A 26,423-nucleotide genomic window follows, 5' to 3' on the forward strand; every position below is an offset into this window, starting at 1 on the left:
CGGATGACCCATAGCAGCGGCGTGTCATTCGCCGCGTCGACAGAGACGTCTCTGCCGTTGATACTGAGTTTCGCCATTGCCAAGAACCTCCTTACGGGACGGATTTGCTCTGCAGCGAACGCCCATCGGCGTTCCGGCTCATCTCGGCCGCACGGCGCCCCATCGCCCGCGCGCTGTCCGAATGGTGAATTGCCGTCTCAGTCGCGTGGCAGCGACAACAAGGGCTGCGGTCGCTGCCACGGCAGATGTTCGTACGTCTTCGCTCAGCTCTTGCGCTGAGCCGCCTGCCTGCTCGCGCAGGCGTACATGTTGATTTCCATCCCGACGGCGACTTCGACGATCTTGGGGGCAGTCCAGCTCATGCGCGTTCTCCCGGAGAGGATGATCATTGCCGCGCTACCAGCGGCCACCTGCATCTCCGGCAACTCTCCGTGCCCGGCGATGGCAAGCTCGACCCGCATGTGCTTCGCTGGCGAGGCGAGGCACGAATTTGCCTAATTCGTCTGCTTCGTGATCCGAACCAGTGTCTGGTCGACGAAGCTCTTGGCGTCCTGATCCGGCTTGCGGAACAGCTCGCGCTCGACCGTGACCATCCGTCCCGGAACGGTCTTCCTGCAGACCTCGCGCAGGAACACGCCGCCCACCGGCTGCTCATTCGCGGTCGGCTGCTGCTCCCTGCAATCCCAGCCCTCGGCGCCATAGCGCGACTTCACCTGGTTGCCGAGCAGGAACGCCTTCTTGCGGATGTAGAGCCGTGCCTTCGGGTCGGTCTCGATGGTCAGGCCGGTGACGGTGCCCTTGTCGTCAACTAGAACGGTCAGCAGCACGGGGTGTCCCGCCACCTTGGTGCCATCCTGGCTGGTCTCCGGATCGAAATCGAACCGCACCGCGTGGCGTGCCTGCTCGTCAGCGGGGCAGTCGCGCCACGCCGACCACGTCGCGAGCTTGCGACCCGGATCCTTGGCGCAGGTCAGATTGACATAGCCTTCATTCGGCAGATCGCCGACCGGCATGCCGACGGTGATGTCGCGCAGATCATAGCTCGGCACGGCCTGCGCCGCGGCCGCGTGCATGACGAAGGGCAGCAGGACCATTGCGAAGATGGCAGCGAAGGATGTCCGTTTCATTTGGATGGCTCGTTCGCAGGCTTGGTGGCATTCGCCTTGTAGATGTCGCAGACGCGGGACGTGTTGCCGAAGAAGGCCGTGCACTCGTCGTAAGTCGGCTCACCGCGGCCCTTGATATGCGCGAGCACGTAGTCCGCGACCGCCTCGATGTCGTTGGGCCGCAGGAACGTGCCGCCTTCGGGCGGCATGCGCTCGCCGACGTCCTGGCGAGTCATGTCGTAGCACTTCGCCGTGTCATAGGAGCCGCGCGCAAAATATGGCATGCCGGTTCCGGGGCGGCCGCAGGTGACGGTCTCGATGATGTGCTGACGGTCGAGCTCGGTCTTGCGCAGCGACAGCGCATCACCGCCATAGCCGCCGCCGCCATTGCCGTGCCATTTGTGGCAGCCGACGCAGTTGGCGCGTTTGAACACCGCCTTGCCAGCGTCGGTCGTATCCGCCGGAGCGGCTGATTGCGCCGACGCCAAGGACGCAGAGACGAGAACGAAGGCCAACGCCGCCGCGGACGTGATCGCAGTGAATTTCATCTGATCTTCTTGTCGAACAGGGGACACGGAGGGAGCGGAGGCCAGGCCTCCGCTCCCTCATCGACATCACAGCGCGAAGACGTAGAGCATCGAGCCGGGCTGGATCTTCTTCAGCTCGGGCGTGGATTCGATGAACCACTTGTCCCAGGCGCCGCCAAGACCGACCAGGATCGCGACATATTGCTTGCCATCGACCGAGAACGTCACCGGAGGCGCATTGACGCCACCGCCGGTGTTGAACTCCCAGAGCTTCTGCAGGGTCTTGGCATCGAGCGCCATCACCTCGCCCGAGGGCTGGCCAGTGAAGACGAGATCAGGCGTCGACAGCATGCCGCCGAGATTCGGGAACGGCGTCTCCATCTTGCCGGCGATCTTGCCGGTGGTGACGTCGATCGCGGTCACGCTGCCCGTGATCTTGAACGGCTGGCTCGGTCCGCCGCCGGTCCAGAACTCGCGCGCCTTCAGCTTGTCCTTGGTCGCCTCCTCGACGGTAATCCGGTTGCAGCTCTCGATCACCGGGATGTACCAGAGCTTCAGGTCGGGATTGTACGAGGTCGGCGGCCAGTTCTTTCCGCCCATATTGCCGGGGCAGATGTCCGCCACCTTGTTCTCACGATGCGGCGTCACCGCAGCATTGTAGCGCTGCACCGGGTTCTTGGGATCGTACTCGATCGGCTTGCCGGTCTCGGCGTCGAGCCCCTTGGTCCAGGTGACCTTCTTGACGAAGGGCAGACCCCAGATGAACTTGCCGTTGGTGCGGTCGATCGCATAGGCGAAGCCGTTACGGTCGGCCTCGAGCGCGAGCTTCAGCGTTGATCCGTTCGGCGCGGGCACGTCGACCAGGACGTTCTCGGCAACGCTGTCATAGTCGTAAGGATCGTTCGGCGTGTGCTGATAGTGCCACTTGATCTTGCCGGTGTTGGCATCCAGCGCCAGCGAGCTGTCGGTGTAAAGGTTATCGCCGGGACGATAGGCGTTGTCCCAGTCCGGGCCGGGGTTGCCGACGCCCCAGATGATGGTGTCGGTCGCCGGGTCATAGGTGCCTGTCACCCAGGTCGAACCGCCGCCGGCCGCAGCAGCGTCGTTGCTGTCCTTCCAGGTCTCGCTGCCGGGCTCGCCCTTGGCCGGAATGGTGTGGGTGCGCCAGACTTCCTTCTGCGAGGTGAGATCGGTCGCCGCGATCCAGCCGCGGATGCCGTATTCGGCGCCGGCGACTCCTGACACCGCCATGTTCTTCACAATCAGCGGCGCGCCGGTGATGACCTCGCCCTTGTCGGGATCGGCGACCTGGCGCTGCCAGGCGACCTGTCCGGTCTCCTTGTTGGTCGCGATCAGGCGGCCGTCGAGCGTGTGCGAGATGACGAGATTGCCCCACAGCGCGACGCCACGATTGTCGACGCCGCAGCAGGCGATCGCGCCGGCCCAGTCATGATCCGTCTTCGGATCCATCTTCCAGACCAGCTGGCCTTTGCCGCCGCGCGCGTCGATCTTGTAGACCGAGCCCCAGCCGTCGGTGACATAGATCATGCCGTTCTCGACGATCGGCGTGCCTTCCAGACCGCCATGGCTCCAGATGCCGCCGCCCTCGACGCCGCCGAGATGCATGGTCCAGGCGACCTTCAGGTTCTTGACGTTGTCCTTGTTGATTTCCTTCAGCGCCGAGAAGCGCGTGCCGGAGTAGTTCTTATGATGGTGCAGCCAATTGCCGTCTTCCTTGTCGGCATTCAGCAGCCGCTCCGGCGTGATCTCGTCGGCGGCGCGCACCGGCGAGGCAAGCTGGAAACAGGCGAAGGCTGCGCTGGCGAGCAGAACCGCCCGCAATTTCGACCTGACGTGATTCCTCATCGTTTCCTTCTCCCACTTTGATTTTTGAATCTTTGTGATTTTTGAATCTTTGTTGGACCCACTCCGCCTTGCAGCGGAGAGGCAGCAGGCGACAAGCAAGCTAAGGGAATTGACGAACCTCGACCTCCGTTTCGATGGACCCTGCCTTCTGGAACACGATCGTGCAGGTGAAGCGCTTGCCGGGCTCGAGCGGCTCGCGTGTCTGCAGCAGCATCACGTGATAGGCGGTCGGCAACAGCACCAAGGTGCTGCCGGCGGGGACCGGAATATTCGGGATCGAACGCATGGCCGGCGCGCCTTCGCCGCGATCGACAGTGTGACGCTCAGAGAAATTGGCGATGGGACAGCGCACGCGCATCAAGGCTTCGGGCGCGGAGGTCTCGTTCTTGATCGTCAGCAGCAGCGGAATATCGCGGCCAACCTCGGGCGCCGCAGGAACCCAGGCGTCCGATAGAGTCAGACCTTCGCCCGCCGCCGCGACGCTTCGCGCATCGAGCACCATGAGGCCGGCCAGCGCGGCAAGGCATCCGCCAATGATGCGCGCAAACGCGCGCATGCTGCCCTCCAGGGCGCCCGAGCAATTCTGGTCTCGCTTCGAACGAGCCGGTTGATCCGACACGGACACCCTCCCCGATGAGAAGCCGTTAAGCGTGGCTTCATTTTTTTGAATTCGTACTCTGAATTCGAATTCTTCGCAAATGGATTTTCGCGCTTGACGTGTTATTGTGCGCGAAATTGTGATGCCCCATGAGAATCGTACCTCCTGCCCCCTCCCTGGTTGACCAAGTCGTCGAAGCGATCACCGACGAGATCGTCAGTGGCGTGCTCACATCCGGCTCACGGTTGATCCAAGACGATCTGGCGCAGGCTTACGGCGTGTCGCGCCAGCCGGTGCAACAGGCGCTGATGCTGTTGCGGGGATGCGGGCTGGTGCAGAGCGCGCCGGGCCGCGGCCTGATCGTGGCGCCGCTCGACCCGAGCTCGGTCCGCGATCTCTATGAGATGCGGGCCGTCCTTGAAGGTCTTGCCGCGCGGCTCGCCGCTGAGCGCGCCAGCCATCGCGCCGCCAGCGAAGGGCCGGCCTATCTCGCGGCCGGGCACGAGGCCGTGCGGAGCGGTCTGGTCAGCCGCAAGATCGAGACCGATATCGCCTTCCATCGCTTCCTGAGCGAGCTCTCCGGCAACACCCTCATCAACGAGACCATGGCACCGCATTGGCCCTATCTGAAGCGCGTGATGTCCGACGTGCTGCAGAAGGAAGTCGGGATGTCGCAGACGGTCTGGGACGAACATGAGGAGATTCTTGCTGCCGTGATCGAGGGCCGCAGCAACGACGCCGAACGCCTGAGCCGCGAGCACATCACCCGGGCGGCGCGCGTGTTCGTGCATCACCTCGAGGCTCAGCAGGACAGCAAGCCGAAGCAGCGGCGTACGCTCGCTGCGCGAAAAGTGTCGCTAGAATCATGATGGATCGCGAACCGCGCGTGCGGGAAACGCAGGATCACCGCGCCACAGGCGCGCCGCATCCCGTTGAGCGGGTGTTCACGTGCCGCCGCTGAAGACCCAGCCCAATCTGACCGAACGCGTCTATCAGCGCATCCTTTCCGACATTGTCGGCGGCGAACTGCCGGAACTGGCCCGCCTGATCCAGGACGATCTGGCGCGTGACCTTGGCGTGTCGCGCCAGCCCGTGCAGCAGGCGCTGCTGCTGCTGCGCAATCAGGGCTTTGTGCGCGAGGCGCCGGGACGCGGACTGGAAGTGGCGCCGATCGATACTGACTTCATCCGCAATCTCTACGAAATCCGCGCCGTCGCCGAAGGCCTCGCCTGCGGGCTCGCCGCAACCCGCGGCGCCGAACGCGCTGCCAAGGAAGGTCCGAAATTGATCGAGGACGGCCGCCGCGCCGAGCGCGAGCATTCGGTCGAGCGTCTGATCGAGGCCGACGTCAAGTTTCACGAATTTCTCTACGAGATCTCCGGCAACGCGATCATCCAGGACACCACCCAGCCGCATTGGCTGCATCTGCGCCGCCTGATGGGCGAAGTGCTGATGCGCGACGAGACCCCGCGGCGAATCTGGGATCAGCACGAGGACATCCTCAAGGCCGTGATCGCAGGAGACGCCGCGAAGGCCGAGGAGCTGGCGCGGCAACACATCACGCGGACCGCAGGCGTGCTGCTGGCAAGAATGACCAAGCAGCGCGAGCGCAGCGCCGTCCCGGCTCAGAGCTGACGCGCAGCCTACGCTGCCGGCAGAGCGAAAGAGAAGGTCGCGCCGCCCTCCGACGCATTGCTCGCGATCAGCTCGCCGCCATGCTCGCGGACGATGCCATAGCTGATCCACAGTCCGAGGCCGGTGCCCTCGCCGACGCGCTTGGTGGTGAAGAACGGCTCGAAGATATGGCTCAGATGGTCCTGGTCGATGCCGGGTCCGTTGTCGGCGATTCTGAACACGATCTCGTTGCCCTGGCGCCCCGCCGCGACGAGGAGACGTGGCTGTTCGGTCGACCGCATGGCGTCAATCGCGTTCTCCACGAGATTGACGATCACCTGATGCAACTGGCCCTCATTGCCGGAAATCCACACATCCGGCTCGACCTCGATCTGGATGTCGACGCGATGCTGCTTGGTGCGTCCTGCCCACAGCACGGCGGTGTTGATCAGCCGCTCGATATTGACGCGCTCGACCTCGCCGAGCTTGGAGAATGACAGTCGGCGCAAGTTCTTGACGATCTCGCTGATCCGCACCGCACCTTCCAGCGTGCCCTCGATCAGGGGTCCGAAATCCTCGAGGATGGCGTCGATCCGGAGATCCGAGCGCAGCGCGGCGAGCTCGTCCGCCACCGGCTGCTCATGCACGGCATCGAGATAGCCGACCAGCGAGGTGCGGTAGCGCATCAAGGTGTGGATGTTGCCGTAGACGAAGCTGATCGGATTGTTCAGCTCATGGGCGACGCCGGCCACCAGCCGCCCGAGGCTCGCCATCTTCTCCTGCTCGACCAATTGCCGCTGCGCCCGCTGCAGCTCCTGATGCGCCTTGTGCAGCGCCTCATAGGCCCGGCGGAGCTCGCCGATAGGACGGCCGGTCAGCACCACGCCGATGAAGCGGCCGCGGTGGTCGTGCCGCGGCGAGCTGTTGATCGCGAACAGGTCGGAGCTTGAACCGCCGGCGGCAAACCGCAGCTCGCCATCGACGACCTCGGCGCTGCTGCGCGGCTTCAGCAGCGACGGCAGTTGCGTCCGGTGCGGCAAATCGATCATCTCGGCGATGTTGCGGCCGCTGATATCAGCCAGGCTCCGTCCCGAGGTCTGCAGGAATGCGGAGTTGGCCTGCTGGACGGAGCCCTTGGCGTCGCAGACGACGAGGATGTCGGAAACCGATTCGATGACATTGGTGACGAAGGCCTGGGCCTCCTCGAGCTCCGCATTCTTGTGCTCGAGGTCGACCTCGTAGCGCAGCAGGTCGGAATAGACCTCGTCCATCTTGCGGATGACTTCGATCCACACGCCCTCGCGCTCGCTGTCGAGCTCCAGCGTGCTGCTGCTCGCGATCAGCTTGAGAAGCGTATCAGCCCCCGAGGCCTCAGGAGAGTGCGTGGCCTTTGCCATTTTTCTTCAGATCGTATCTCGACAATTTGTTGCGCAGGCCGACCCGCGAGAGGCCGAGCTCGCTCGCGACCCGGCTGATGTTACCATCATATTTCTCCAGGCAGGACACGATGATGGTCTTTTCGAGATCTTCCACCCGGTCCTTCAGGCTTGCCGTCCCGTTCAGCTTGCCATGGGTCGCCGCAGGCGCGGCGCGGCGGCCGTTGCGCCGCCCGGCGAAAGGCGGGCAGCGCAGCTCGTCGGCATCGGCAAGCACCGCCATGCGCTGGATCTCGTTCTGCAGCTCGCGCACATTGCCGGGCCAATGGTAACGGCAGAACTCCTCCAGCGCGGGCGGCGCGAAGCGCAGATGCGGCCGGTTGAACGAGGTCTTCACCGCCGACAGCACTCCTTCGGCAATCAACGGAATGTCCATCGGGCGGTCCCGCAGCGCCGGCATGTGCACCGGGAACGCGGCAAGCCGGTAATACAGGTCGCGACGGAAGCGCCCGGCCTCGACCTCGGCTTCGAGATCCCGGTTGGTCGCGGCGACCACGCGGACATCCACCTTGCGGACACGCTGCGCTCCGAGCGGCCGGATCTCGCTCTCCTGCAGCACGCGCAAGAGCTTCACCTGGAACGCCGGCGATGTCTCGCCGATCTCGTCGAGAAAAATGGTGCCGCCATCGGCGACCTCGAACAGGCCGATGCGATCCTGATAGGCGCCGGTGAACGCGCCTTTCTTGCAGCCGAACAGCTCGCTCTCGAGCAGCTCATCCGGCAGCGCGCCGCAATTCTCGACCACGAACGCCTTGGTCGCGCGCGCCGAGCCATAGTGGATCGCACGCGCCAGCAGTTCCTTGCCAGTGCCGGACTCGCCGGTGATCAGCACCGAGATGTCATAGTCGGCGGCGCGGCGGCCGAGCTCGATCACGTTGCGCATTGGGCTTGCGGCCGAGTGCACGATACGGTCGAAATCGTACAGCTTCTTGGCCGCGCCGCGCTTGACGGACACGACCTGCTTGATATGCGCCGGCGTCGCCTTGACGTCGACACCGGCAGTCTCGGTCTCCTTCTGCAGCCGGTAGAGCTGAACGGCCTCGCGCACGATCTCGATCAGGCGATCCGGCTGCCAGGGCTTGGTGATGTACTGATAGATGCCGGCTTCGTTGAGCCCGGCGATGATGTCCTCAGAATCCGAATAGCCGGAGATGATCATCCGCACCGGATCCGGCCACAGCTCGCGCACGCGCTTCAGGAAGCTGACACCGGATTCCTGCGGCATGCGCTGATCGCAGATCACGGCATGGACGATCTCGCCCTCGAGCAGCTTCTCGGCATCGGTCGTATTGCCGGCGCACAGGACCTCGAAGTCCTGGTTCAGGACGCGCCGCAGCGCCTCCTGCGACCGGACCTCGTCGTCCACAACCAATATCGTTCCCTGGATTCCCATCACGCCGTCTCAGCAGATCCGCGGCAGTTGCTCGCCCGACAGCCAGTCGACGATGCGGCCGCCGCCAAAGCTGGTTGCCATCTGGACGAAGCGATGATCATCGGCGACAGCCTCGCCGATCTGAGCCGCGTCGCGCCCGAGCGGATGCGCTTTCATCGCGGCGAGCACCGTATCGGCCTGCTCCGGTGCGACCACCGCGACCAGCTTGCCTTCATTGGCGACATGAAGCGGGTCCAATCCCAGCAGCTCACAGGCAGCGGCCACCGCCGGCTTGACCGGAATGGCATCCTCTTGCAGCCGGAAGCCGAGATTGGATTGCTGCGCGATCTCGTTCATGGTCGCGGCGAGCCCACCGCGGGTCGGGTCGCGCATCAGCCGGAGGCCTTGGCCCCCGGCTGCCACCATGGCTGCGACCAAGCCGGGCAGCGCGGCCGAGTCGGAGACGATCTCGGTGTCGAAGGTGAGGTTCTGCCGCTTCGACATGATGGCGACGCCGTGGTCGCCGAGGCTGCCCGACAGCAGCACGCGATCGCCCGGCCTCGCTTTATCGGCCGACAGGTCGAGTCCGTCCGGCAGCACGCCGACGCCGGCGGTGGAGATGAAGACACCATCCGCCTTGCCGCGTTCGACCACCTTGGTATCACCGGTGATGATCGCGACGCCGGCCTCGCGCGCCGCCTCGCCCATCGAATCTGCGATGCGCTTCAAGTCGGAGAACCGGAAGCCCTCCTCGATGATGAAGCTGGCCGACAGATAAAGCGGCCTGGCACCGGCCATCGCGATGTCGTTGACCGTGCCGTGCACGGCGAGCGAGCCGATATTGCCGCCCGGGAAGAACAGCGGCGACACGACATAACCGTCGGTCGTCATCACCATCCGGCCGGTGGCGACATCGAACGCCGACTGGTCATTGCCGCGCGCCAGCCATTCATTGCCGAATGCCTCGTGGAACAGACCGGCAATCAGCTGCGCCATGGCGCGGCCGCCGGCGCCGTGCGAGAGATCGACGCAGCCATTCTTCAGATCGAGTCGGCGCTGATGCATGCTCATGATGCGAGCCTCCGCTGATGGTCGCGGAAGCGGCCATAGGTCCAATGTGCCGCGCAGGCGCCTTCCGACGAGACCATGCAGGAGCCGACCGGCGTCTCCGGCGTGCACGCCGTGCCGAACAGCTTGCAGTCGACCGGCTTCTTGAGTCCGCGCAGGATCGCCGGGCATTCGCAGGCCGGGTTGTCGGCGACGACTCGTTCTGCCATGGCGAAACGCAACTCGGCATCGAGATGCGCGAAGGCCGAACGCAGCTTCAACGCGCTCGCTGGAATGCTGCCGAGACCGCGCCACTCGAACTGGTCGCGCAGCTCGAACAGCGCGGCGACCTCCTTGATTGCGCGCTGGTTGCCGCCACCGGCCACCGCGCGGCGATACTGGTTCTCGACCTCGTGGCGGCCGTCATTGACCTGCTCGATCAGCATCAGGATCGCCTGCATCATGTCGAGCGGCTCGAAGCCGGCGATCACCACCGGCTTGCGATCGTCGCGCGCGAATGGCGCGTAAGGCTCGGTGCCGATCACGGTCGAGACATGGGCCGGTCCGACAAAGCCGTCGATCTCGATCGGCGTGTCGCTGTCGAGGATCGCGCGCATCGCCGGTGGCGTCAGGACGTGGTTGCAGAACACGCTGAAATTGGTGAGGCTCTTTTTTTCAGCGGCGCGGATCATCACCGCGGTGGGCGGCGTCGTGGTCTCGAAGCCGATGGCGAAGAACACGACCTCACGGCTGGGATTCTGCTCGGCGAGTGCGATCGCGTCCAAGGTCGAATAGACCATGCGGATGTCGGCGCCCCGCGCTTTCGCCTTGAGCAGCGAGGACCCGCGCGATCCCGGCACGCGCATGAGATCGCCATAGACGCAGAGGATGATGTCGGGACGCTCGGCCAGCGCAATCGCCATGTCGATGCGCCCCGCCGGCAGCACGCAGACAGGACAGCCCGGACCGTGAATCATGCGGACATTGTCCGGCAGCATGTCCTCCAGACCATAGCGTGCGATCGCATGCGTATGGCCGCCGCAGAACTCCATGAAGCGATAGGCGCGCGATGGATCGGCCTTGGCGCGGATGGCGCGCGCAAGACCCGTCGCCAGCTCCTTGTCGCGAAACTCGTCGGCATATTTCATGGGGAAACCTCCGCCGTCACCGCACCCATCTGCCGGAGCAGGTCGAGCGTTTCGCGCGCCTCCTCGGGATCGATCTTGGCCAGCGCGTGGCCGACATGAAGAATGACGTAATCGCCGACGGCGATCTCCTCGATCAGCGCCACCGAGACCTCCTTGCTGACGCCATCGATCGATACGATCGCCATGTCGTCGGCCAACAACTTGATCACCTCGGCAGGAATGGCCAGGCACATCAGACGCTCCCTCCAGAGATTTTTTGGTCTTGTATGACACGCTGACCGGCGATCCAGGCCTGCCCGAGACTGAGCCCGCCATCATTCGGCGGCAGTTGGCGCGGCAGCCGCGCATCGAGGCCGGCAGCGCGACAGCCGCGGATGATCTGCGTCGCCAGATGCGCATTGAGGAAGCAGCCGCCGCTCAGCGTGACGATCTCGATGCCGGTCGCACGGGCCGCGGTCGCGATCAGATCGACACAGGCCGCGGCCAAAGTGCCGTGAAACAGCGCCGCCGCCTCGGCGGCCTCGAGATTGCCCTCGATCAGATGCGCAAGCAGGGGACGCAGCGACAGCACGCCATCCCTGATGCTCCAGCCGCGCGCCAGCGTCACCGGCTCACGCACGAGCGCCTCGAGCTTCATCGCAGCTTCGCCCTCATAGCTCTGGACCATGTTGACGCCGAGCAGTCCCGCGACGGCATCGAACAGCCGGCCGGCGCTGGTCGTGGCCGGTGCATCGGCGCGCTGCAGCAGCATCGCGAGGTGAGGTGCTTGGGGCTGCGCGGCGAAGCGCGACGCAATCTCCGCATCGCGTCCCATCTCGTGCAGCACGGCGGCCGCCATCCGCCACGGCTCGCGGGCGGCCCGGTCGCCGCCCGGCATGTTCAGCGGCGCGAGATGACCAAGGCGCTGGAAGCGAGCGCCCTCACACAGCAGCAGCTCGCCGCCCCAAGCGCCGCCATCGCTGCCATAGCCGTAGCCATCGAGTACCAGCGCAAGCGCACGTTCCGTCAATCCGTGCTCGGCCATCACCGAGGCGGCATGTGCATGATGGTGCTGCACCGCCAGGCTGGGCAAGCCGCAGGATTGCGCATAGCGCGTCGAGGCCAGGTCGGGATGCAGATCATGCGCGATCAAGACCGGCGCGACATCGAGAATGGCGGTGAGGTGGCCGATCGTCTCTTCGAAGAAGCGGATCGCTTGCGCCGTGTCGAGATCGCCGAGATGCTGCGACACGAACGCCTCGTCACCGCGCGTCACCGTCACCGTCGCTTTCAGATGTGCGCCGACGGCAAGACATGGCGGCACGGCATGCGCGAGCCGGATCGGCTCGGGAACATAGCCGCGTGCACGCCGGATGAAGCGAGGCGCATCAGCGATGACCGCCGCAACGGAATCATCCGCACGGATCACGATATCACGGTCATGCGTCACGATCAGATCGGCGATGTCAGCCAATCCGGCACGGGCCTCGTCATTGCCGGTCAGCAGCGGCTCGCCGCTCAGATTGGCGCTGGTGCAGACCAGCGCCCGCGCCGTCTGGCCATGCAGAGCGTGGAGCTCATGGAAGATCAGATGATGCAGCGGTGCGACCGGCAGCATGACGCCGACCTTGGCGAGCCCCGGTGCGACGGAGGGCGCAATGCCGCCGCGCGATGTCACCAGCACGATCGGCCGTGCGATTTGCTCCAGCAGCGCGCGTTCAGCCGGATCGATGTCGGCGATCTCGATGGCCGCAGCCACCGAGGCCAGCATCACCGCGAACGGCCGGCCGTCGCGCCGCTTGCGCTCGCGCAGACGCCGGACGGCCTGCTCATCATGAGCGTCACAGAGCAACTGATAGCCGCCGAGCCCCTTGATGGCGACGATCTGGCCGGCAGCCAGCGCTGCCGCGATGTCGTCGACGCCATGACTCAGACGCGGCCCGCAGCGCGGGCACGAAATCGCCTCGGCATGGAAGCGGCGACCGTCCGGAGTCTCGTAATCCGCACGGCACGCCTCGCACAGCGGAAACCGCTTCATCGCCGTGGTCGCGCGATCGTAGGGCAGACGCTCCGCAATCGTGAAGCGCGGACCGCAATGGGTGCAGTTGACGAAGGGATAGCGATGGAAGCGGCTCTCGGGATCGAACAGTTCGGCGAGGCACTGATCGCACATGGCGGCGTCCGGCACGATCCGCGTCGTCACCCGGCCGCCGACGCTTTCCGAGATGCGGAAGTCGCGGCTGGCCTGGGCCGCAACGGGTTCGACCGCGATGTCATCGATGCGCGCCAATGGCGGGGCCTGCCGCGGCAGCGCCTCGACGAAGCGCGCCACCTCCTCGCCTTCGACCTCGATCACGACGCCCTGCGCGTCATTGGCGACGAAGCCCCCAAGATGATGGCGCCGGGCCAGACCATGGACATAGGGGCGAAAGCCCACGCCCTGCACGGCCCCGCGGACGCGGAGCCGGAGACGCCTGGGCTGCAGCGCCAATGTCGGCCCGGACGTGCTCATCCCTGAACGGTCCCGAGCGTGCCGGCCCGCATCCGGTCTGTCTGCTTCCTGATCCAGGCGTAGAACGCCGAGACGCCCTCTCCGGTCTTGGCCGAGATCGTCAGCACCTCGATCCTGGGATTGACCCGTCGGGCATATTCGATGGTCTGTGCCAGGTCGAAATCGAGCACCGGCGCCAGGTCGATCTTGTTGATCAGCATCAGCGCCGAGGCGGCGAACATGTCCGGGTATTTGAGCGGCTTGTCCTCGCCCTCAGTGGTCGAGAATACGACGATCTTGCAGGCTTCGCCGAGATCGAAGGCGGCCGGGCAGACGAGATTTCCGACATTCTCGATGAACAGGAGCCCGCCGCGCATTGACGGCAAGCGGCGATAGGCTTCGCCGACCATCGCCGCATCGAGATGACAGCCCTTGCCGGTATTGATCTGGATCGCCGGCACGCCGGTGGCGCGAATGCGCTCGGCATCATTCGACGTCTGCTGATCGCCCTCGATCACCGCGACGGGACGGCTCGGCTTCAAATCGGAGACGGCGCGGACCAACAGTGAGGTCTTGCCCGCGCCAGGGCTGGAGACGACGTTGAACGCCAGCACGTCATGCGCGGCGAAGCGCGCGCGGTTTTCCGCCGCGAGGCGGTCGTTCTTGCCGAGAATGTCGCGCTCGATCTGGATGATGCGGCCGCTGGACAGGCCGGCAATCTCCTGGCCGGCGGGGTTTGCCGAACAATCGATGCGGTCGGCAGGGCCATGATCATGATGGTGGTCATGATCATGATCATGGTCATGCGCGTGATGATGACCATCGTGGGCATGACCATGATGATGATGACCGTGATGGTGATGATGACCAGCATGATCATGGCCATGATCGTGATGATGGTCACCGTCGTGATCATGATGATGATCACCCGCTTCGATCGAGGATTTGCCGTCACCGCACCCACAGACAGTACACATCACTCGACCTCCAGCTCCTTGACCCGCATATCCTCGCCGCCCGTCACCTGCAGCTGATGGCTGCCGCAGGCGGGGCAAGGATCGTAACGTTGGCTGATCTCGACGCTCCGCGAGCAGGACAGACACCAGGCCGTGCCGCGTTGCTCGATGATCTCCAGCGCCGCGCCGCGCGCGATGGTATTGGCCGTCACCGCCTCGAAGCAGAAACGGAGCGCATCGGGAGCGACATGGCTGAGCGTACCGATCTCGAGCCAGACGGTCTTGACCCTGGAAAACGCGCCCTTGCGGGCTTCCTGCTCAACGATATCGACGATGCCCTCGCACAGCGCCATTTCATGCATCGGCCATCTCCCGTACCGCGAGACTGTAGCCGACGCAGGGATCGAAGGAACTGATCATCGCCTCGATCGCGGCACGATCGGCGGAGCCGCAAAGCCGAGCCCCAGTCAGGCTGCCGGCAACCGGGCCGCGGGGATGAAAATTCCATTCGGTCGGCGCGAGAAATTCGAACCGGCGGACACGGCCTTCCGCATCCAGCTCGATCGCGTGATGCAGCCGGCCGCGCGCGCATTCGACGGCCGCCGCACCGCGCCCTGGGCCGAGCGCATAGCTTGCAACGACGTCCTGGTCGGCCGCTTCATCTTCGGCCTCGCCGGCTTCGATCCAGCACAGCAGCTCGGCGAGTTCGGCCAACTTTGCCAAGAGCCGCTCGACGGACCCCGCGGATGAATGCCGATGACGCGATGCTTGCCGCGCCCAGACTCCGGTTTCCGGAACACGCCCGGCGAGCTCGGGCGCCTCGGCGAAGGCGGCCTGCGGATCGATCAGTCGAGCCACGACGGTGTCATCGTCGGCGGCCGACAGGACACCGTGCTCGGCCGGCATCTGCTTCCATCCTCCATCGGCTTCGGCCCTGCGGGCCGCATCCATGATCGACGCAAGCGGAGTTCCCCGCACCACGGGTTCCGCAACCGATCCTAAACCCAGGGCGGCCAGGGCCATCTTGATCTGCGACAAGGTTGCGCTGCGAGATTGCCGCGCGTTTCCGGCGCCCGCGGACACCTGGAGCGAGGCCACCGCCTGCAGCAGAAACTGCAGCTGCGCCAGGGCGGTGCGATCGCAAGCGAGACGGCTGACCAGAACGCCACGCAGCAACTCGGCGAACCGCTCCATGATCACGGCGGTGATGCGCCGATGCCGCGTCAGCGGCGGCGCCTGATGGCCACGTGCAGCTTCGAGCGCAGACAAAAGGGCGACCTGATGCGCGATGGCGCATAATGAGAACAGCCGCGGTAACGCCGCCAGCAGCGTCTCGGCCGGCTTGCCGGCAAACAGCCGACCGAGCGGCGGCCGCGAGCGCGGTTCGATCGTGACACCGACGATCATCTGAGCTGCAACCGACAGCGTGACATCGATGTGGTTGCGAAACGCCAGGGTCATGCGCGGCGCTCCGACAAGGTGCCGCGCAAGAAGGAGCGGCGGTCGATCGCGCTCGCGGCGGCAGATCTCGGCAATTCCTCCGCGTCGGGCGCCGTCAGCAGCGTCGCCAGCGCGGCCTCGGCCGCGGCGCGCGCCGCCGCCATGTCCTCGAACTGGAACATCGGCGAGAACAGCGAGCAACTGGCGATGCGTCCAAAGCCTTCGACATCGCCGACGGTGAACTCGAACGTCCCAGCCGGCAGCTCAATCGCGACGGAGGCTCCAGGTGCGCCATGCCGGGCCGGCGTGACCACGTTCATGAACCACGGCGTGATGACGATGCCGATCGTCATTCCTGCGAAACTGTCGAAGCCCACGGCCTCGACAGTCAGCGCATCGTGATAGATCGGCAGCTCGCGCATCGCGCGTCCGCCGATCTCGCGATAGATGCTGGCGAGATGCTCGCCCCACGCGGCCGGTGCGAGCTCCATCGTGCCCTGCCCTGCCAGGACGGCGCTCATGACTCGACCACCATGAACTTGGCCTTCGGCGCATCGCAGTTCGGGCAGCGCCAGTCGTCCGGCAACATCGCGAACGGCGTGCCCGGCGCAATCTGCGCAACCCCATCGCCCTCCGCCGGATCGTAGCGGGTCCAGCAGATGCCGCATTCCAGCAGCACATCATCGGCGAGATCGCTGCGGACGCCGAAATTCTCGAAGCCACTCATGTGAAATAGGCCTCGATGATCTGCTGCAGGCGTTCGGCGGAATCCTCGAAATCCTCACTGGCTGCAAGCGCGACCACCGGCACGCCGCCGACTTCCAGCGTGTCGAGAATGATCGTGTCCATGGCGTTGAAGAACTGCACCGACCACACATTACGGATCCCCGTCGCGAGCACCCGGCAGGTGCCATAGCCGCGCGAGACCAGCTGGATCGGCCCGTTGCCGAGCGTCTGCTGCAGAAAGACCATGTCGGCAGGACTCATCGGCAGCAGCGTGAAGTTGATGGTCTGCGATCGCTGGCCGGGCTGCCAGGCGCGCGCGCGCTCGCGAATCTCGGCCAGCACCGGCAGCGCGTTCATCGTGTCCTCCGGCGCGGGCCCGATGACGATGTCGTCGGCCGTCAGATCGACGGCCGCGCGCGCAACGATCTCGGGAACCGAGCCAATCTCGATGTAGTCGTGACTCTCATCCGCCTCCAGCCGCACCCGCCAGATGCCCGCCAGCACCGACTCCTGGATCTGCGCGAGCCGCCCGTCGGGCAACGCGACGACGCCGGCGACCTCACCTTCGCCGAGCACGTCCTCGATCAGGCGGCGCTCAAGATCATTGAGCCCGTCGAGCCGGAACAGCTGCGTTTGCGCATCAGCGGTCTGCGCGGCGATCGCCGCCGCCATGGTCGACAGCAATTCGACGGCGCGCGGGCAGCTGCGCGCTAGCGCCTCCGAATCCATGGAAGCGAGCTTGGCCAGCGCGCCCGAGGCGGTCAGGCCCTTGTATTGTGCATCAAGCGCTTCCTCACCGATCGGAAACACGCTGACGGGCTGCTCCGCGCCTTCCGGCGCAATCCAGAATCCGGGCTTCATCGGCCAGCTCCCGAGGTCTGGTGCGCTGGCACGATGCTGGCAACCACGGTCGCAGCCGCACCGACCGGCCGATCGATCAGGCGCGATATGCGATCGACATAAACCGACCAGTCCTGGATCTTGGCGATCAGGCCGATTGGTTCGGTGCCACGACACAAGATCAGGCTCGGCTGCACACGCACGCCAAAGCGCGCGCCGAGCTCGGCCTCAGCCTCGCGCGCGATCAACGCGCCCCGCAGCCGGCCCTGAAACGCGGTGATCAGCTCCGGCAGCACGATGGCGACATCGAGCGCCTCTGGAAAGCGCGCGGGATCGCCCGCTGACAGCAGCACCGCCACGGCACCAGCGCTATCCACGTCGGCGAGAAACGCATCGACTGTGCTGACATCGACCTCCGGCAAGCCGCCCTGCCTCCGCGCCGCTGCGCGCTGCTGAACATCCATCGACGTCTCTCCCCTGACCAGTTGTCGTTCCGTCTGACGCTTGATGGTTAGCAATCGATGTGCCAGTTCAAGAAGGCGATGACCACGCGCAATATACTGAAATTACGCGACTATTTTTGACGCTCGATATCGCATTGCAACAATAGTGAAGCAGCTTTCCAGGCCGGTCTGGAAACTTACATTTCGATTGGAAATCAGATTGTCAGATTTCGAACAGCTGCCCCGCGGCGATAACGGCGATGCGTCAGCGCAGATGGTCGGGCAGCTGCGGCTCGCGGCCGATCAGATCGGCAAAGAAGTCATCGCAATTCTCGCCGTTCATCGCGGCATGCAGTCCGCGCAGCGCGTCGGCAATGAGCCGCGCCTCCTCGTCGTCGAGCAGACGGACGGCGTTGTCGAGATAGACGAGGACCTTGGCGCCAACCGGCGGATCCGACAGCAGCAGCACCGAGACGCGGCGTTCCTCACCGTCGAAGCTGCACAGCGCCGTGACGCCATCGGTCTCTACGATCGTCATCGGCAGGCCCAGGCACATGGCAGACTCCTTCACAGCCGCACGGCAATCACTCTGCCGGACGGGCGCGCATCTCGTAGCTCTGGTGATCGATGTCATTGGCGAGCAGCCGCGCATCGGCCGCGACCGGCTCGCTTCGCAGCGCGGCTGGCGCGCCCCATTCTGCCAGGAGCGCGCAGGCCAGTTCGATCGCCGGCCCGATCTGCGCGCGCACCGGCGCCGTCAATGGGCCGCCCCAATCCTCGAGATCGAGCGGCTGGCAGCCGATCAAGGCGAGCCGGCGCGGATAGCGGCCGAGCAGATCGGCTGCGCTCAGGACCTCCTGGAACCCGGTCTGGTGCAGGCTCATCTTCTTGGCACCGGTGAAGCGCGGCACCTCGTCGTCGCGGACGAGCTTGAGCTCGCCCGGCGCAAGTCCATAGTCGATCGCGTCGAACACGATCAGGCCGTCCGCCTCCTCGACATAGTTGACCAGATAGAGTCCCTGGGTGCCGCCATCGAGGATCGTGACGTTGTCGGGCACGGCGTAGCGGCGGTGGAATTCCTCCACCACCCGCACGCCGAAGCCTTCATCCGCCCACAGGATATTGCCGATGCCGAGCACCAGGATGCGATCGAGCTTCGCGTGGTCCGTCATCTCGGCCCCCTCCTCACTCGCGGAACTGCCGCTCGCCCGAGATCATCGACGAGATGATGCTCTGACGGGACATGATGTCCTCGCGGATCGCGGCGTAGACATGCACGGTCACGAACATCACCAGCGCCCACATGCCGAGGTGATGATAGGTGTGCACGTCCTGGCTGTTCGGCCAGATCGCAAACACCCATCCGAACAGTTTGTGCTGCCAGCTATCGATGCCGGTGCCCTCCGAATAAAGCGCAAAGCCGGTGACGATCATGAAGGCGACGAACAGCGTGAAGCCGGTGAACATCGCCGTCTGCGCCAGCGGATTGTGACCGACATACATCTTCGGCTCGCGCTCCAGGAACGCATACCAGCGGATCTCGTGCAGCACCTCCTTCCAGAACTGCTTGCGATGCACCGGAATGTAGAAGATCTGCCGGGAATGGTGGTTGCCGACAAAGGCCCAGAGGATGCGGGCGAGGAAGAACACCGCCAGCACCTGCCCGGCCGCGAAATGCGCAAACCGGATATAGCCCATCACGAAGCTTGCCGACGCCTCGCCCTCGACACTCGGCAGCGGCGTCCCGATCAGATAGCCGGTGACCATCAGCACGATGATCGCAAACGCGTTCACCCAATGGCAGATGCGCACGGGCGCTTCGTAGACATAGACCGTAGGCCGGCCGACCGCATGCTCGCCGGCTGCGTCGGCCGCGATCGCGGCAAGGTTGGGCTCGGCCTCGGCGGGACGAGCAACTGCATCCATCATGGTGCGTCTCCCACTACCTGACCTTGACGGTCGCCATTTCCTGGCCGTCCGGGCTCATCACGTGGGTGGAGCACGCAAGGCACGGATCGAACGAATGAATCGTCCGCAGGATCTCCAGCGGCTTCTCCGGATCCGCCATCGGCGTATCCATCAGCGACGCCTCGAAGGCGCCGATATTGCCCTTGGGGTCACGCGGCGAGCCGTTCCAGGTGGTCGGCACAACGCACTGGTAGTTGTCGATCCTGGTCTCCTTGATCTTGATCCAGTGCGCCAGCGCGCCGCGCGGCGCCTCGGTGAAGCCATAGCCCTTGGCCTCCTTGGGCCAGCTCTCCGGCTTCCACTTCTCGATGTTCGCGGTCGAGGAATCGCCGGCCTTGATGCGCGCCACCAGCTTGTCCTGGAAGTAGCGCATCTGGGTCGCGGCCCAGTCGCATTCGAGCGCACGCGCGGCGGTGCGACCGAGCGTCGAGAACAGCGCCGTAACCGGCAGGTTCAGCGCCTTCAGGAGCTTGTCGGTCGGCTCCTTGAACTCCGGCCTGTTCTGCGCATAGCCGATGATGTAGCGCGCCAGGGGGCCGACCTCGACCGCGTTGCCGCGCCAGCGCGGCGCCTTGATCCAGGAGTACTTGCCGCCCTCGTCGAGCTCCTTGATGTCGGTCTTGGTGCCCTTGGCATTGGGGCCGAGCTGATAGTTCGGCTCGGTGACGCCGTCCCAGGGATGCAGCCCCTTGCTCTCGTCGGGATATTTGTACCAGGAATGGGTGACGAACTCCTGGATCTGCTCGGGGTCGCCGTGATCGATCGGCAGGATCTCGTTGAGATTGCCGTTGAGGATCACGCCGCGCGGCAGCTTGAGGTTCTTGGCCGAATAGTCGTTGGCGTTCTCCGGAATGTCGCCATAGGACATCACGCTCTTGCCCGAGAGGCCACCGCCATAGAGCCAGTCCTTGTAGAACGAGCCGATGGCGACGACGTCGGGCAGATAGACCTTCTGCACGAACTCGATCGAGCGGTCGATGATGGAGGAAACGAGATTCAGCCGCTCCATATTGATGGCGCCGACCGCACCGGTCCCGTCGACATTGATGGCGCAGGGCACGCCGCCAACCAGCCAGTTCGGATGCGGATTCTTGCCGCCATAGATGGTGTGGATCTTGACGATCTCCTTCTGGAAGTCGAGCGCCTCCAGATAATGCGCGACCGCCATCAGGTTCGCTTCGGGCGGCAGCTTGTAGGCCGCGTGGCCCCAATAGGCGTTCTTGAACGGACCGAGCTGGCCGGACTCGACGAACTTCGTCAGCCGGATCTGCAGGTCCTTGAAATAGCCCGGCGACGACAGCGGCCAGTCCGAGATCGACTGCGCCAGCGCAGAGGTTGCCTTCGGATCGGCCTTGAGCGCCGAGACGACGTCGACCCAATCCAGCGCATGCAGGTGATAGAAGTGCACGAGATGGTCGTGCACCTGCAGGCAGAGCTGCATGATGTTGCGGATCGAATTGGCGTTGTCGGGGATCATGATCCCCAGTGCATTCTCGACCGCGCGCACCGAGGTCAGCGCGTGGGTGCCGGTGCAGACGCCGCAGATCCGCTCGGTGAAGGCCCAGGCGTCTCGCGGATCGCGGCCGCGCAGGATAGTCTCGATGCCGCGCCACATCGTGCCGGTCGACACTGCGTTGCGGATGACATTGTTGGAGTCGACATTCACCTCGACGCGCAGATGTCCCTCGATGCGCGTGAGCGGATCGACGACGACGCGCTTGCCGGAATTGTCGAGATTGAAGCCGTTGGGAGTCTGGATGCCCATCGTTGCCTGCCTTGACTGGATTTAATGGTCTTGCTTGGCGTCGTCGCGCTTGGTCGCGAGTCGTTTGACGGCCGTCACCGCGGCATGCGCCGCGACCGCAGCTCCGACCGTGCCCGCCGCGACCATGCCGATCTGGTCGGCATTTCGCTCGATGCCGAACTGCTTGATGGTGGTGAGCCGGTCGTAGAACGAACCCTTGTCCCAGAAGCCATCCTCGGAGCAGCCGATGCAGCCGTGCCCCGACTGGATCGGGAACGACACGCCGCCATTCCAGCGCACCGTCGAGCAGGCGTTGTAGGTGGTCGGGCCTTTGCAGCCCATCTTGTAGAGGCAGTAGCCCTTGCGCGCAGCTTCGTCGTCCCACTCCTCGACGAACTGGCCGGCATCGAAATGCGGCCGGCGATAGCATTTGTCGTGGATGCGCTGCGAGTAGAACATTTTCGGCCGGCCCTGGCGGTCGAGCTCGGGCAATTTGCCGAAGGTGGTGATGAAGGTGACGACGCCGGTCATCACCTCGGCAATCGGCGGACAGCCCGGCACCTTGATGATCGGCTTGTTGGTGATGACCTTGTCGATCGGGGTCGCCTGCGTCGGATTGGGCTTGGCGGCCTGCACGCAGCCCCAGGACGCACAGGCGCCCCAGGCGATGATGGCCATCGCATCCTCGGCCATCACCTTCAGCTTCTCGACGAACGGCTTGCCGCCGTCGATGCAGAACATGCCACCTTCGTTGAGCGGCGGATTGCCTTCGACGGCGAGGATGTACTGGCCCTTGTACTTGGCGCGCGTCTCCTCGAGGATCTCCTCGGCCTGCTGTCCGGCCGCCGCCATGATCGTGTCGTCATAGTCGAGCGAGATCATCGACAGCACGACGTCCTTCACCAGGGGATGCGCCGAGCGGATGAAGCTCTCCGAGCAGCAGGTACATTCCAGCCCGTGCATCCAGATGACCGGCGTGCGCGGCTTGGTCTCCAGCGCATTGGCGATGCGGCTGGCAGCGACCGGCCCGAGCCCGAGGCTCGTCGCGGTGAGACTGCAGAATTTATGGAAGCTGCGCCGCGTGATGCCTTGGCGCCGGATGACGCTGTAAAAGGTTTCTGTCGTCGCGCCCATGAGTCCTCCCCCTGCTATCGCGTTGGCGATCATCCGATCGCGATCTGGCAAAGAGGGACAGCAAGATGCGGGCCAGCATCATTTCTGAATTTGAATCATAATGATTCCAGATACTTGGATTCAGAGAGCCGACGCCGCAGGCGGTTCAGCGCCTGATCGCGGGTGACAATCGGAAATCAAGCGCTTTGCACCCGACAAGCTTGTTTCCGCCAAGACGCAACGCACTCAATGCGCTGTGCAGACCATGCAGGGATCGAACGATCGGACCACGTGTTGGATGCTGACGGCCCGCGCGCCGGCGTCACCGACCTCAGTTCCGACCAGCGACTGTTCAAGCGGCCCGGCAACCCCATCGGAATCGCGCGGCGAGAAGTTCCAGCTCGTCGGCGCGATGATCTGATAGCGCTCGATGCGACCACCGCCGACCGCGAGCCAATGACCAAGGCTGCCACGCGCCGCCTCGACGAGCCCGACGAAGCGGCCGTCCGTCATTTCACCGCTGGTCTCGCAGAACGGCTCGCTGAGGCGCAGCGCCTTGATCCAGCCTTCGATCGACAGCGCGAGTCGCGCCGTCTCGATCAGCCGCGCGATCACGCGGTTGCGGACGTTGCTGTTATCGGATGCAAGCAGCGCGGTGATCAGCGGCTCACCATCGACCGCCTGTCGCGCAATTGCGCCGACCTCGACCGGCTCGCCGGCGAGCCGCGGCGCCTTGCACCAGCTATAGGCGTCAGCCTTGTCGGCGTCCGGCACGGAGCGGCTCGCCGCCGGATCGCGCGATGTCTCACGCATCCAGGCATGCGAGACATCTTCCGTGATCAGGTCCGACGGCAAGGTTGAGATCATTCCATCGCTGGCGCGCAGGCCGGCGCGGAAGTTGGCGCCATCGGCATCGTGATAGGCACCGAAGCTCATCAGCAGCCCCGGCCCCTTGCCAAGATCCGCGAGCGCAAGCGCATCGGCCAGTCGCAGGAAGTGTGCGAAATCGCCCGCGCGTCCGTCGCGCCAGCGATCGAGCTCGGACGGCGTCGACAACGCCAGTACATTCTCAAGCGTATCGGCAAACACCACACGTTCGAGAAAGCCGCGAAACGAGCCGGCAATCGCATTCAGCCGGATACGCTCACCAAGCTCGATCGCGCGCGTGGTGCCCCCCGGCTGGAACGCCAGGCTGTGCGGCCATTTACCGGCGATCAAGCCCATGATTTCCAGGAGTCGCGCGCGCGCGGGCAAGGCTTCGCGCGCCGCCGATCCCTTGGTCGCGGTGAAGCGCTCCGCCGCCGCGCCGTGCCAGGGGTGCGCGGCATAGGCCTCGCGCGCGAAGTCCGGCATGAAGAAGATGTAGAAGTGCGTCAGATGGTCGGCGGCGTTCTCGGCCGCATGGGCGATGTTGGTCGCGAGCACGCCGTTCGGCGCCGGCACGACGCCCATGGCCTGACGCAGCGCGCTGGCCGCCGCAATCGACTGCGACACCGAGCAGATGCCGCAGATGCGCGGCGCGATCACCAGCGCATCGAGCGGCGGTCGCCCCTCCAGGATCTGCTCGAAGCCGCGATAGAGCGGCGCGGTCACCTCGGCGCGTGCGACACGGCCGCTCTCGATATCCAGGCGGACCTCGAGATCGCCCTCGACGCGGTTGAACGGGCCGACCGTGATCCGGGTCATGAACTGCGCTTGTCGCCCGAGCGGCTCGGCGGCACCACGACGTGATCAGCCGTGGCATTGACGCGCACGCGGCGCGGAGTCGCCGATTTCGACAGGGCCGCGAGCGCGACGAACCACGCCTTGGGCATGTCGGTCGGAAGCCCGACGGGAATGCCGGCGAGCTTCGCAGTCTGCAGATAGTTCTGCGCGCTTTCGAAGCCAGGCGAGGTGCAGGCGATGCAGGCATAGCCGCCCTTGGTGCAGGAGCCGCCACCGTTCCAGGACCGCTGATTGCAGTCGCCGACAGCCTGCGTCGCGCGGCAGCCGAGATGCTCCATCAAACAGCCCCGCTCCGACATGGCTTCCGCGCTCGCCTTGAACTCATAGAACTCGTTGCGCGAGCAGCCATGATGAGCGAGGTGGTTGGCGATGAAGGCGGGACGCCCGACGGCGTCGAGGCCGTCGGCGGTGAGATCGCCAGTCGTGAGCGCAAGCAGGCTTTCCATGATCCAGCCGGGGTGTGGCGCGCAGCCGGCGACATTGATCACCGGCAACCCGCGCTTCGAGCGGAAACCCGCCCCTAGCGCGCCGCCGACGTCGCTCCCCTCGAACTGCAACCCGACCGCATCGGTCGGGTTGATGCCGGCCGCGGGAATGCCGCCATAAGCCGCGCAGCTGCCGACCGCGACGACATAGTCGGCCAGCGGGGCGAGATCGAGCAGCCAATGATAGATTGAGCGGTTGGTGCCCGCCAGCATGTTGAAGCGGCCGCTCAGGTTAGGGCCCCGGGCGACCGAGCCTTCGAGCACCAGCAGATCGAGCCGCTCGCGCCCGTCGCGGATGGCCTCGAGCAGTTCCGCGGCTTCCTCGCCGGTCTCCTCGCTGACGGAGGGATGCCACACCAGATCGATGCCGGACTGGCGCAGTTCGTCGAACCAGCCGGAGGCGCCGCTTTCCAGAATGGACATGGTGCAGCCGCCGCAGCTCGCGCCCTGCAGCCACAACATCCTGGTCATTCCCTCCGCGCCGACCATCGTGGGTTCCGCTGCTATTTCGCGCCGGGCATTCCGCCTGGTGGTGCTCTCGGGTTTAACGCCGCAGCGTGAGTACTGGCAAGCGCGTCGCACGGCCTGCGCTCGGAGCCACGACGACGGCCGAGCAGCACGGCGCCGGCCCAGATCAGTCCGAACAGGCCGACCGCGACGATCCCGAGATTGCCGATGTCATCGCCCAGCGCCACCGCGACATCCGTCCAGCCGCCCTGAGCGCCAAGCCGTGGCGCCAGCAACGTCACCGCCTCGACGCCGCCGATCACCAGCGCGATCGCGACCGACGTTCCGGTGATCACCAGATTGTAGCGTCGCTTGCGCGCGGGATCCGTCAGCGCCCAACGATAGGCTCCGACCATCAGCATGCTGTCGGCCGTATCGACGGTCGCCATCGCCGCAGCGAACAACGCCGGGAACACCAGCACATGGGCGAGGCTCGCGCCGCGCGCTGCTTCGGTCGCAGAAAGGCTGAGGAGACCGATCTCGCTCGCGGTATCGAAGCCGAGGCCGAACAGGAACCCGAGCGGATACATGTGCCAGGCGCGGTCCACGAGGCGCAGCACAGGACGCAGCAGACGAATGAGAACGCCCCGCCCTGCATTTGCCGTGTCTGCCATTTCGGACTGCTGCGACACTGCCGGGCGCCGCCACAGATTGACGAACAGAACGAGGTTCGCGAATGCGATCAGCAGCAGGAAGCCGGCCGAAACCGAGGTGCCGATGGCACCACCGATCGCCCGAATTGCGCTGTCCCCGCTCAACAGATCGGCGCCGGCGACCAGGCTGACGATAATGGTGGCGATGACGACGACGCTCGAATGTCCGAGCGCGAAATAGAGACCCGCAGCGCGCGGCGTGTCCCCCTCCTGCACCAGCTTGCGGACCACGTTGTCGATCGCAGCGATGTGGTCGGCGTCAACCGCATGGCGCAATCCAAGTAGCCAGGCCAGCATGGCCGTGCCGACGATGGCGGGACGGTCGGCATAGAGCGCAAACGCCCAGGCCCAGGCAAGCGCGTTGGCGAGCACGAGACCGGCCAGCAGCGCGACATTGCGGCCGCCCGCGGTCTGCAGCCAGGCCGGCGCTGCGCGCGGAGGCTGGGGATGATCAATTGGGAAAATCGTCATACTCAGGCAGGAGAGCAAGTCTCGCGCCAATTGGCAAGCCTTGCTCCGCCCGGCCCAGATCAGGCCGAATTCGCGCCGTTCACCCCCCGTCTCGCCTGGATCGGCCAGCCTCTGTGGCAATCCGCTGTCCGGTCACGCACAAACAATGACCAGCCGCTGAAGACCTTC

28 protein-coding genes are annotated in these 26,423 nt (G+C 65.1%); 2 read left to right on the forward strand and 26 right to left on the reverse strand.

Annotation, left to right across the window (positions count from 1 at the left end; translation table 11 throughout):
- Window positions 1-263: 263 nt before the first annotated feature.
- The 5 genes from pqqA to HL671_RS27660 form a co-directional block, all read right to left on the reverse strand.
- A complete protein-coding gene (gene pqqA, locus HL671_RS27640) occupies window positions 264-362 on the reverse strand; it encodes a pyrroloquinoline quinone precursor peptide PqqA (RefSeq protein ID WP_012042241.1) in 99 nt (32 codons plus the stop codon).
- Window positions 363-494: 132 nt separating this feature from the next.
- Window positions 495-1,127, reverse strand: coding sequence for a hypothetical protein (locus HL671_RS27645; protein WP_012042240.1), 633 nt, complete (start codon window positions 1,125-1,127; stop codon window positions 495-497).
- Window positions 1,124-1,621 carry a c-type cytochrome gene (locus HL671_RS27650; protein ID WP_012042239.1) on the reverse strand — a complete coding sequence of 166 codons (498 nt, stop codon included), beginning with the start codon at window positions 1,619-1,621 and terminating at the stop codon, window positions 1,124-1,126. The genes HL671_RS27645 and HL671_RS27650 overlap by 4 nt, the downstream gene beginning before the upstream one ends.
- Before the next feature lie 99 nt (window positions 1,622-1,720).
- Complete coding sequence (locus HL671_RS27655) at window positions 1,721-3,499, reverse strand: PQQ-dependent dehydrogenase, methanol/ethanol family (RefSeq protein WP_012042238.1); 1,779 nt, start codon at window positions 3,497-3,499, stop codon at window positions 1,721-1,723.
- Between the two features lie 100 nt (window positions 3,500-3,599).
- Window positions 3,600-4,001: a copper chaperone PCu(A)C gene (locus tag HL671_RS27660; protein WP_172240795.1), complete on the reverse strand. Its 402-nt coding sequence runs from the start codon at window positions 3,999-4,001 to the stop codon at window positions 3,600-3,602.
- Between the two features lie 245 nt (window positions 4,002-4,246).
- Between HL671_RS27660 and HL671_RS27665 the strand changes: the two genes are divergently transcribed.
- Together HL671_RS27665 and HL671_RS27670 are read left to right on the forward strand one after the other, a co-directional pair.
- Window positions 4,247-4,966: a GntR family transcriptional regulator gene (locus HL671_RS27665; protein ID WP_012042236.1), complete on the forward strand. Its 720-nt coding sequence runs from the start codon at window positions 4,247-4,249 to the stop codon at window positions 4,964-4,966.
- Between the two features lie 79 nt (window positions 4,967-5,045).
- Window positions 5,046-5,732, forward strand: coding sequence for a GntR family transcriptional regulator (locus HL671_RS27670; protein ID WP_012042235.1), 687 nt, complete (start codon window positions 5,046-5,048; stop codon window positions 5,730-5,732).
- An 8-nt stretch (window positions 5,733-5,740) separates the two neighbouring features.
- Here the strand turns inward: HL671_RS27670 and HL671_RS27675 are convergent, their stop codons facing one another.
- From HL671_RS27675 to HL671_RS27775, 21 genes are all read right to left on the reverse strand, one after another.
- Complete coding sequence (locus HL671_RS27675; RefSeq protein ID WP_172240577.1) at window positions 5,741-7,108, reverse strand: sensor histidine kinase; 1,368 nt, start codon at window positions 7,106-7,108, stop codon at window positions 5,741-5,743.
- Complete coding sequence (locus HL671_RS27680) at window positions 7,083-8,540, reverse strand: sigma-54-dependent transcriptional regulator (protein WP_012042233.1); 1,458 nt, start codon at window positions 8,538-8,540, stop codon at window positions 7,083-7,085. The genes HL671_RS27675 and HL671_RS27680 overlap by 26 nt, the downstream gene beginning before the upstream one ends.
- Before the next feature lie 9 nt (window positions 8,541-8,549).
- Entirely contained in the window at window positions 8,550-9,590 is a 1,041-nt protein-coding gene (gene hypE / locus HL671_RS27685) for a hydrogenase expression/formation protein HypE (protein WP_172240580.1), read from the reverse strand.
- Complete coding sequence (hypD, locus tag HL671_RS27690; RefSeq protein ID WP_172240583.1) at window positions 9,587-10,714, reverse strand: hydrogenase formation protein HypD; 1,128 nt, start codon at window positions 10,712-10,714, stop codon at window positions 9,587-9,589. Before hypD ends, hypE begins: the two co-directional genes overlap by 4 nt.
- On the reverse strand, window positions 10,711-10,947 hold the full coding sequence (locus HL671_RS27695; RefSeq protein WP_041750512.1) for a HypC/HybG/HupF family hydrogenase formation chaperone: 237 nt from the start codon (window positions 10,945-10,947) through the stop codon (window positions 10,711-10,713). Before HL671_RS27695 ends, hypD begins: the two co-directional genes overlap by 4 nt.
- Window positions 10,947-13,205, reverse strand: a complete 2,259-nt coding sequence (gene hypF / locus HL671_RS27700; protein ID WP_172240586.1) for a carbamoyltransferase HypF — start codon at window positions 13,203-13,205, stop codon at window positions 10,947-10,949. The genes HL671_RS27695 and hypF overlap by 1 nt, the downstream gene beginning before the upstream one ends.
- On the reverse strand, window positions 13,202-14,161 hold the full coding sequence (gene hypB, locus HL671_RS27705; protein ID WP_172240589.1) for a hydrogenase nickel incorporation protein HypB: 960 nt from the start codon (window positions 14,159-14,161) through the stop codon (window positions 13,202-13,204). The genes hypF and hypB overlap by 4 nt, the downstream gene beginning before the upstream one ends.
- Window positions 14,161-14,502: a hydrogenase maturation nickel metallochaperone HypA gene (hypA, locus tag HL671_RS27710; protein ID WP_041750511.1), complete on the reverse strand. Its 342-nt coding sequence runs from the start codon at window positions 14,500-14,502 to the stop codon at window positions 14,161-14,163. The genes hypB and hypA overlap by 1 nt, the downstream gene beginning before the upstream one ends.
- Window positions 14,495-15,601 carry a nickel-dependent hydrogenase large subunit gene (locus HL671_RS27715; RefSeq protein ID WP_172240592.1) on the reverse strand — a complete coding sequence of 369 codons (1,107 nt, stop codon included), beginning with the start codon at window positions 15,599-15,601 and terminating at the stop codon, window positions 14,495-14,497. The genes hypA and HL671_RS27715 overlap by 8 nt, the downstream gene beginning before the upstream one ends.
- A complete protein-coding gene (hybE, locus tag HL671_RS27720) occupies window positions 15,598-16,101 on the reverse strand; it encodes a [NiFe]-hydrogenase assembly chaperone HybE (protein ID WP_172240595.1) in 504 nt (167 codons plus the stop codon). The genes HL671_RS27715 and hybE overlap by 4 nt, the downstream gene beginning before the upstream one ends.
- Window positions 16,098-16,307, reverse strand: coding sequence for a rubredoxin (locus HL671_RS27725; RefSeq protein WP_012042224.1), 210 nt, complete (start codon window positions 16,305-16,307; stop codon window positions 16,098-16,100). The genes hybE and HL671_RS27725 overlap by 4 nt, the downstream gene beginning before the upstream one ends.
- Window positions 16,304-17,167: a hydrogenase expression/formation protein gene (locus tag HL671_RS27730; RefSeq protein ID WP_012042223.1), complete on the reverse strand. Its 864-nt coding sequence runs from the start codon at window positions 17,165-17,167 to the stop codon at window positions 16,304-16,306. The genes HL671_RS27725 and HL671_RS27730 overlap by 4 nt, the downstream gene beginning before the upstream one ends.
- Entirely contained in the window at window positions 17,164-17,610 is a 447-nt protein-coding gene (locus HL671_RS27735) for a thioredoxin domain-containing protein (RefSeq protein WP_012042222.1), read from the reverse strand. Before HL671_RS27735 ends, HL671_RS27730 begins: the two co-directional genes overlap by 4 nt.
- A 244-nt stretch (window positions 17,611-17,854) precedes the next feature.
- On the reverse strand, window positions 17,855-18,145 hold the full coding sequence (locus HL671_RS27740) for a HypC/HybG/HupF family hydrogenase formation chaperone (RefSeq protein ID WP_012042221.1): 291 nt from the start codon (window positions 18,143-18,145) through the stop codon (window positions 17,855-17,857).
- A 28-nt stretch (window positions 18,146-18,173) separates the two neighbouring features.
- Window positions 18,174-18,761, reverse strand: a complete 588-nt coding sequence (locus HL671_RS27745) for a HyaD/HybD family hydrogenase maturation endopeptidase (RefSeq protein WP_012042220.1) — start codon at window positions 18,759-18,761, stop codon at window positions 18,174-18,176.
- A gap of 13 nt (window positions 18,762-18,774) precedes the next feature.
- Window positions 18,775-19,518: a Ni/Fe-hydrogenase, b-type cytochrome subunit gene (cybH, locus tag HL671_RS27750; RefSeq protein WP_012042219.1), complete on the reverse strand. Its 744-nt coding sequence runs from the start codon at window positions 19,516-19,518 to the stop codon at window positions 18,775-18,777.
- 13 nt (window positions 19,519-19,531) lie between these two features.
- Window positions 19,532-21,322 carry a nickel-dependent hydrogenase large subunit gene (locus HL671_RS27755; protein ID WP_172240598.1) on the reverse strand — a complete coding sequence of 597 codons (1,791 nt, stop codon included), beginning with the start codon at window positions 21,320-21,322 and terminating at the stop codon, window positions 19,532-19,534.
- A gap of 21 nt (window positions 21,323-21,343) precedes the next feature.
- On the reverse strand, window positions 21,344-22,435 hold the full coding sequence (locus HL671_RS27760; protein WP_012042217.1) for a hydrogenase small subunit: 1,092 nt from the start codon (window positions 22,433-22,435) through the stop codon (window positions 21,344-21,346).
- 225 nt (window positions 22,436-22,660) lie between these two features.
- Window positions 22,661-24,100, reverse strand: coding sequence for a nickel-dependent hydrogenase large subunit (locus HL671_RS27765; protein WP_172240601.1), 1,440 nt, complete (start codon window positions 24,098-24,100; stop codon window positions 22,661-22,663).
- Window positions 24,097-25,113, reverse strand: a complete 1,017-nt coding sequence (locus HL671_RS27770) for an NADH-quinone oxidoreductase subunit B family protein (RefSeq protein WP_012042215.1) — start codon at window positions 25,111-25,113, stop codon at window positions 24,097-24,099. Before HL671_RS27770 ends, HL671_RS27765 begins: the two co-directional genes overlap by 4 nt.
- 14 nt (window positions 25,114-25,127) lie before the next feature.
- Window positions 25,128-26,255 carry a HoxN/HupN/NixA family nickel/cobalt transporter gene (locus tag HL671_RS27775; protein ID WP_172240604.1) on the reverse strand — a complete coding sequence of 376 codons (1,128 nt, stop codon included), beginning with the start codon at window positions 26,253-26,255 and terminating at the stop codon, window positions 25,128-25,130.
- Window positions 26,256-26,423: the final 168 nt, after the last annotated feature.

The sequence above is a fragment of the Bradyrhizobium denitrificans genome (assembly GCF_013179005.1).
In the GTDB taxonomy this organism is placed as follows: Bacteria; Pseudomonadota; Alphaproteobacteria; order Rhizobiales; family Xanthobacteraceae; genus Bradyrhizobium; species Bradyrhizobium denitrificans.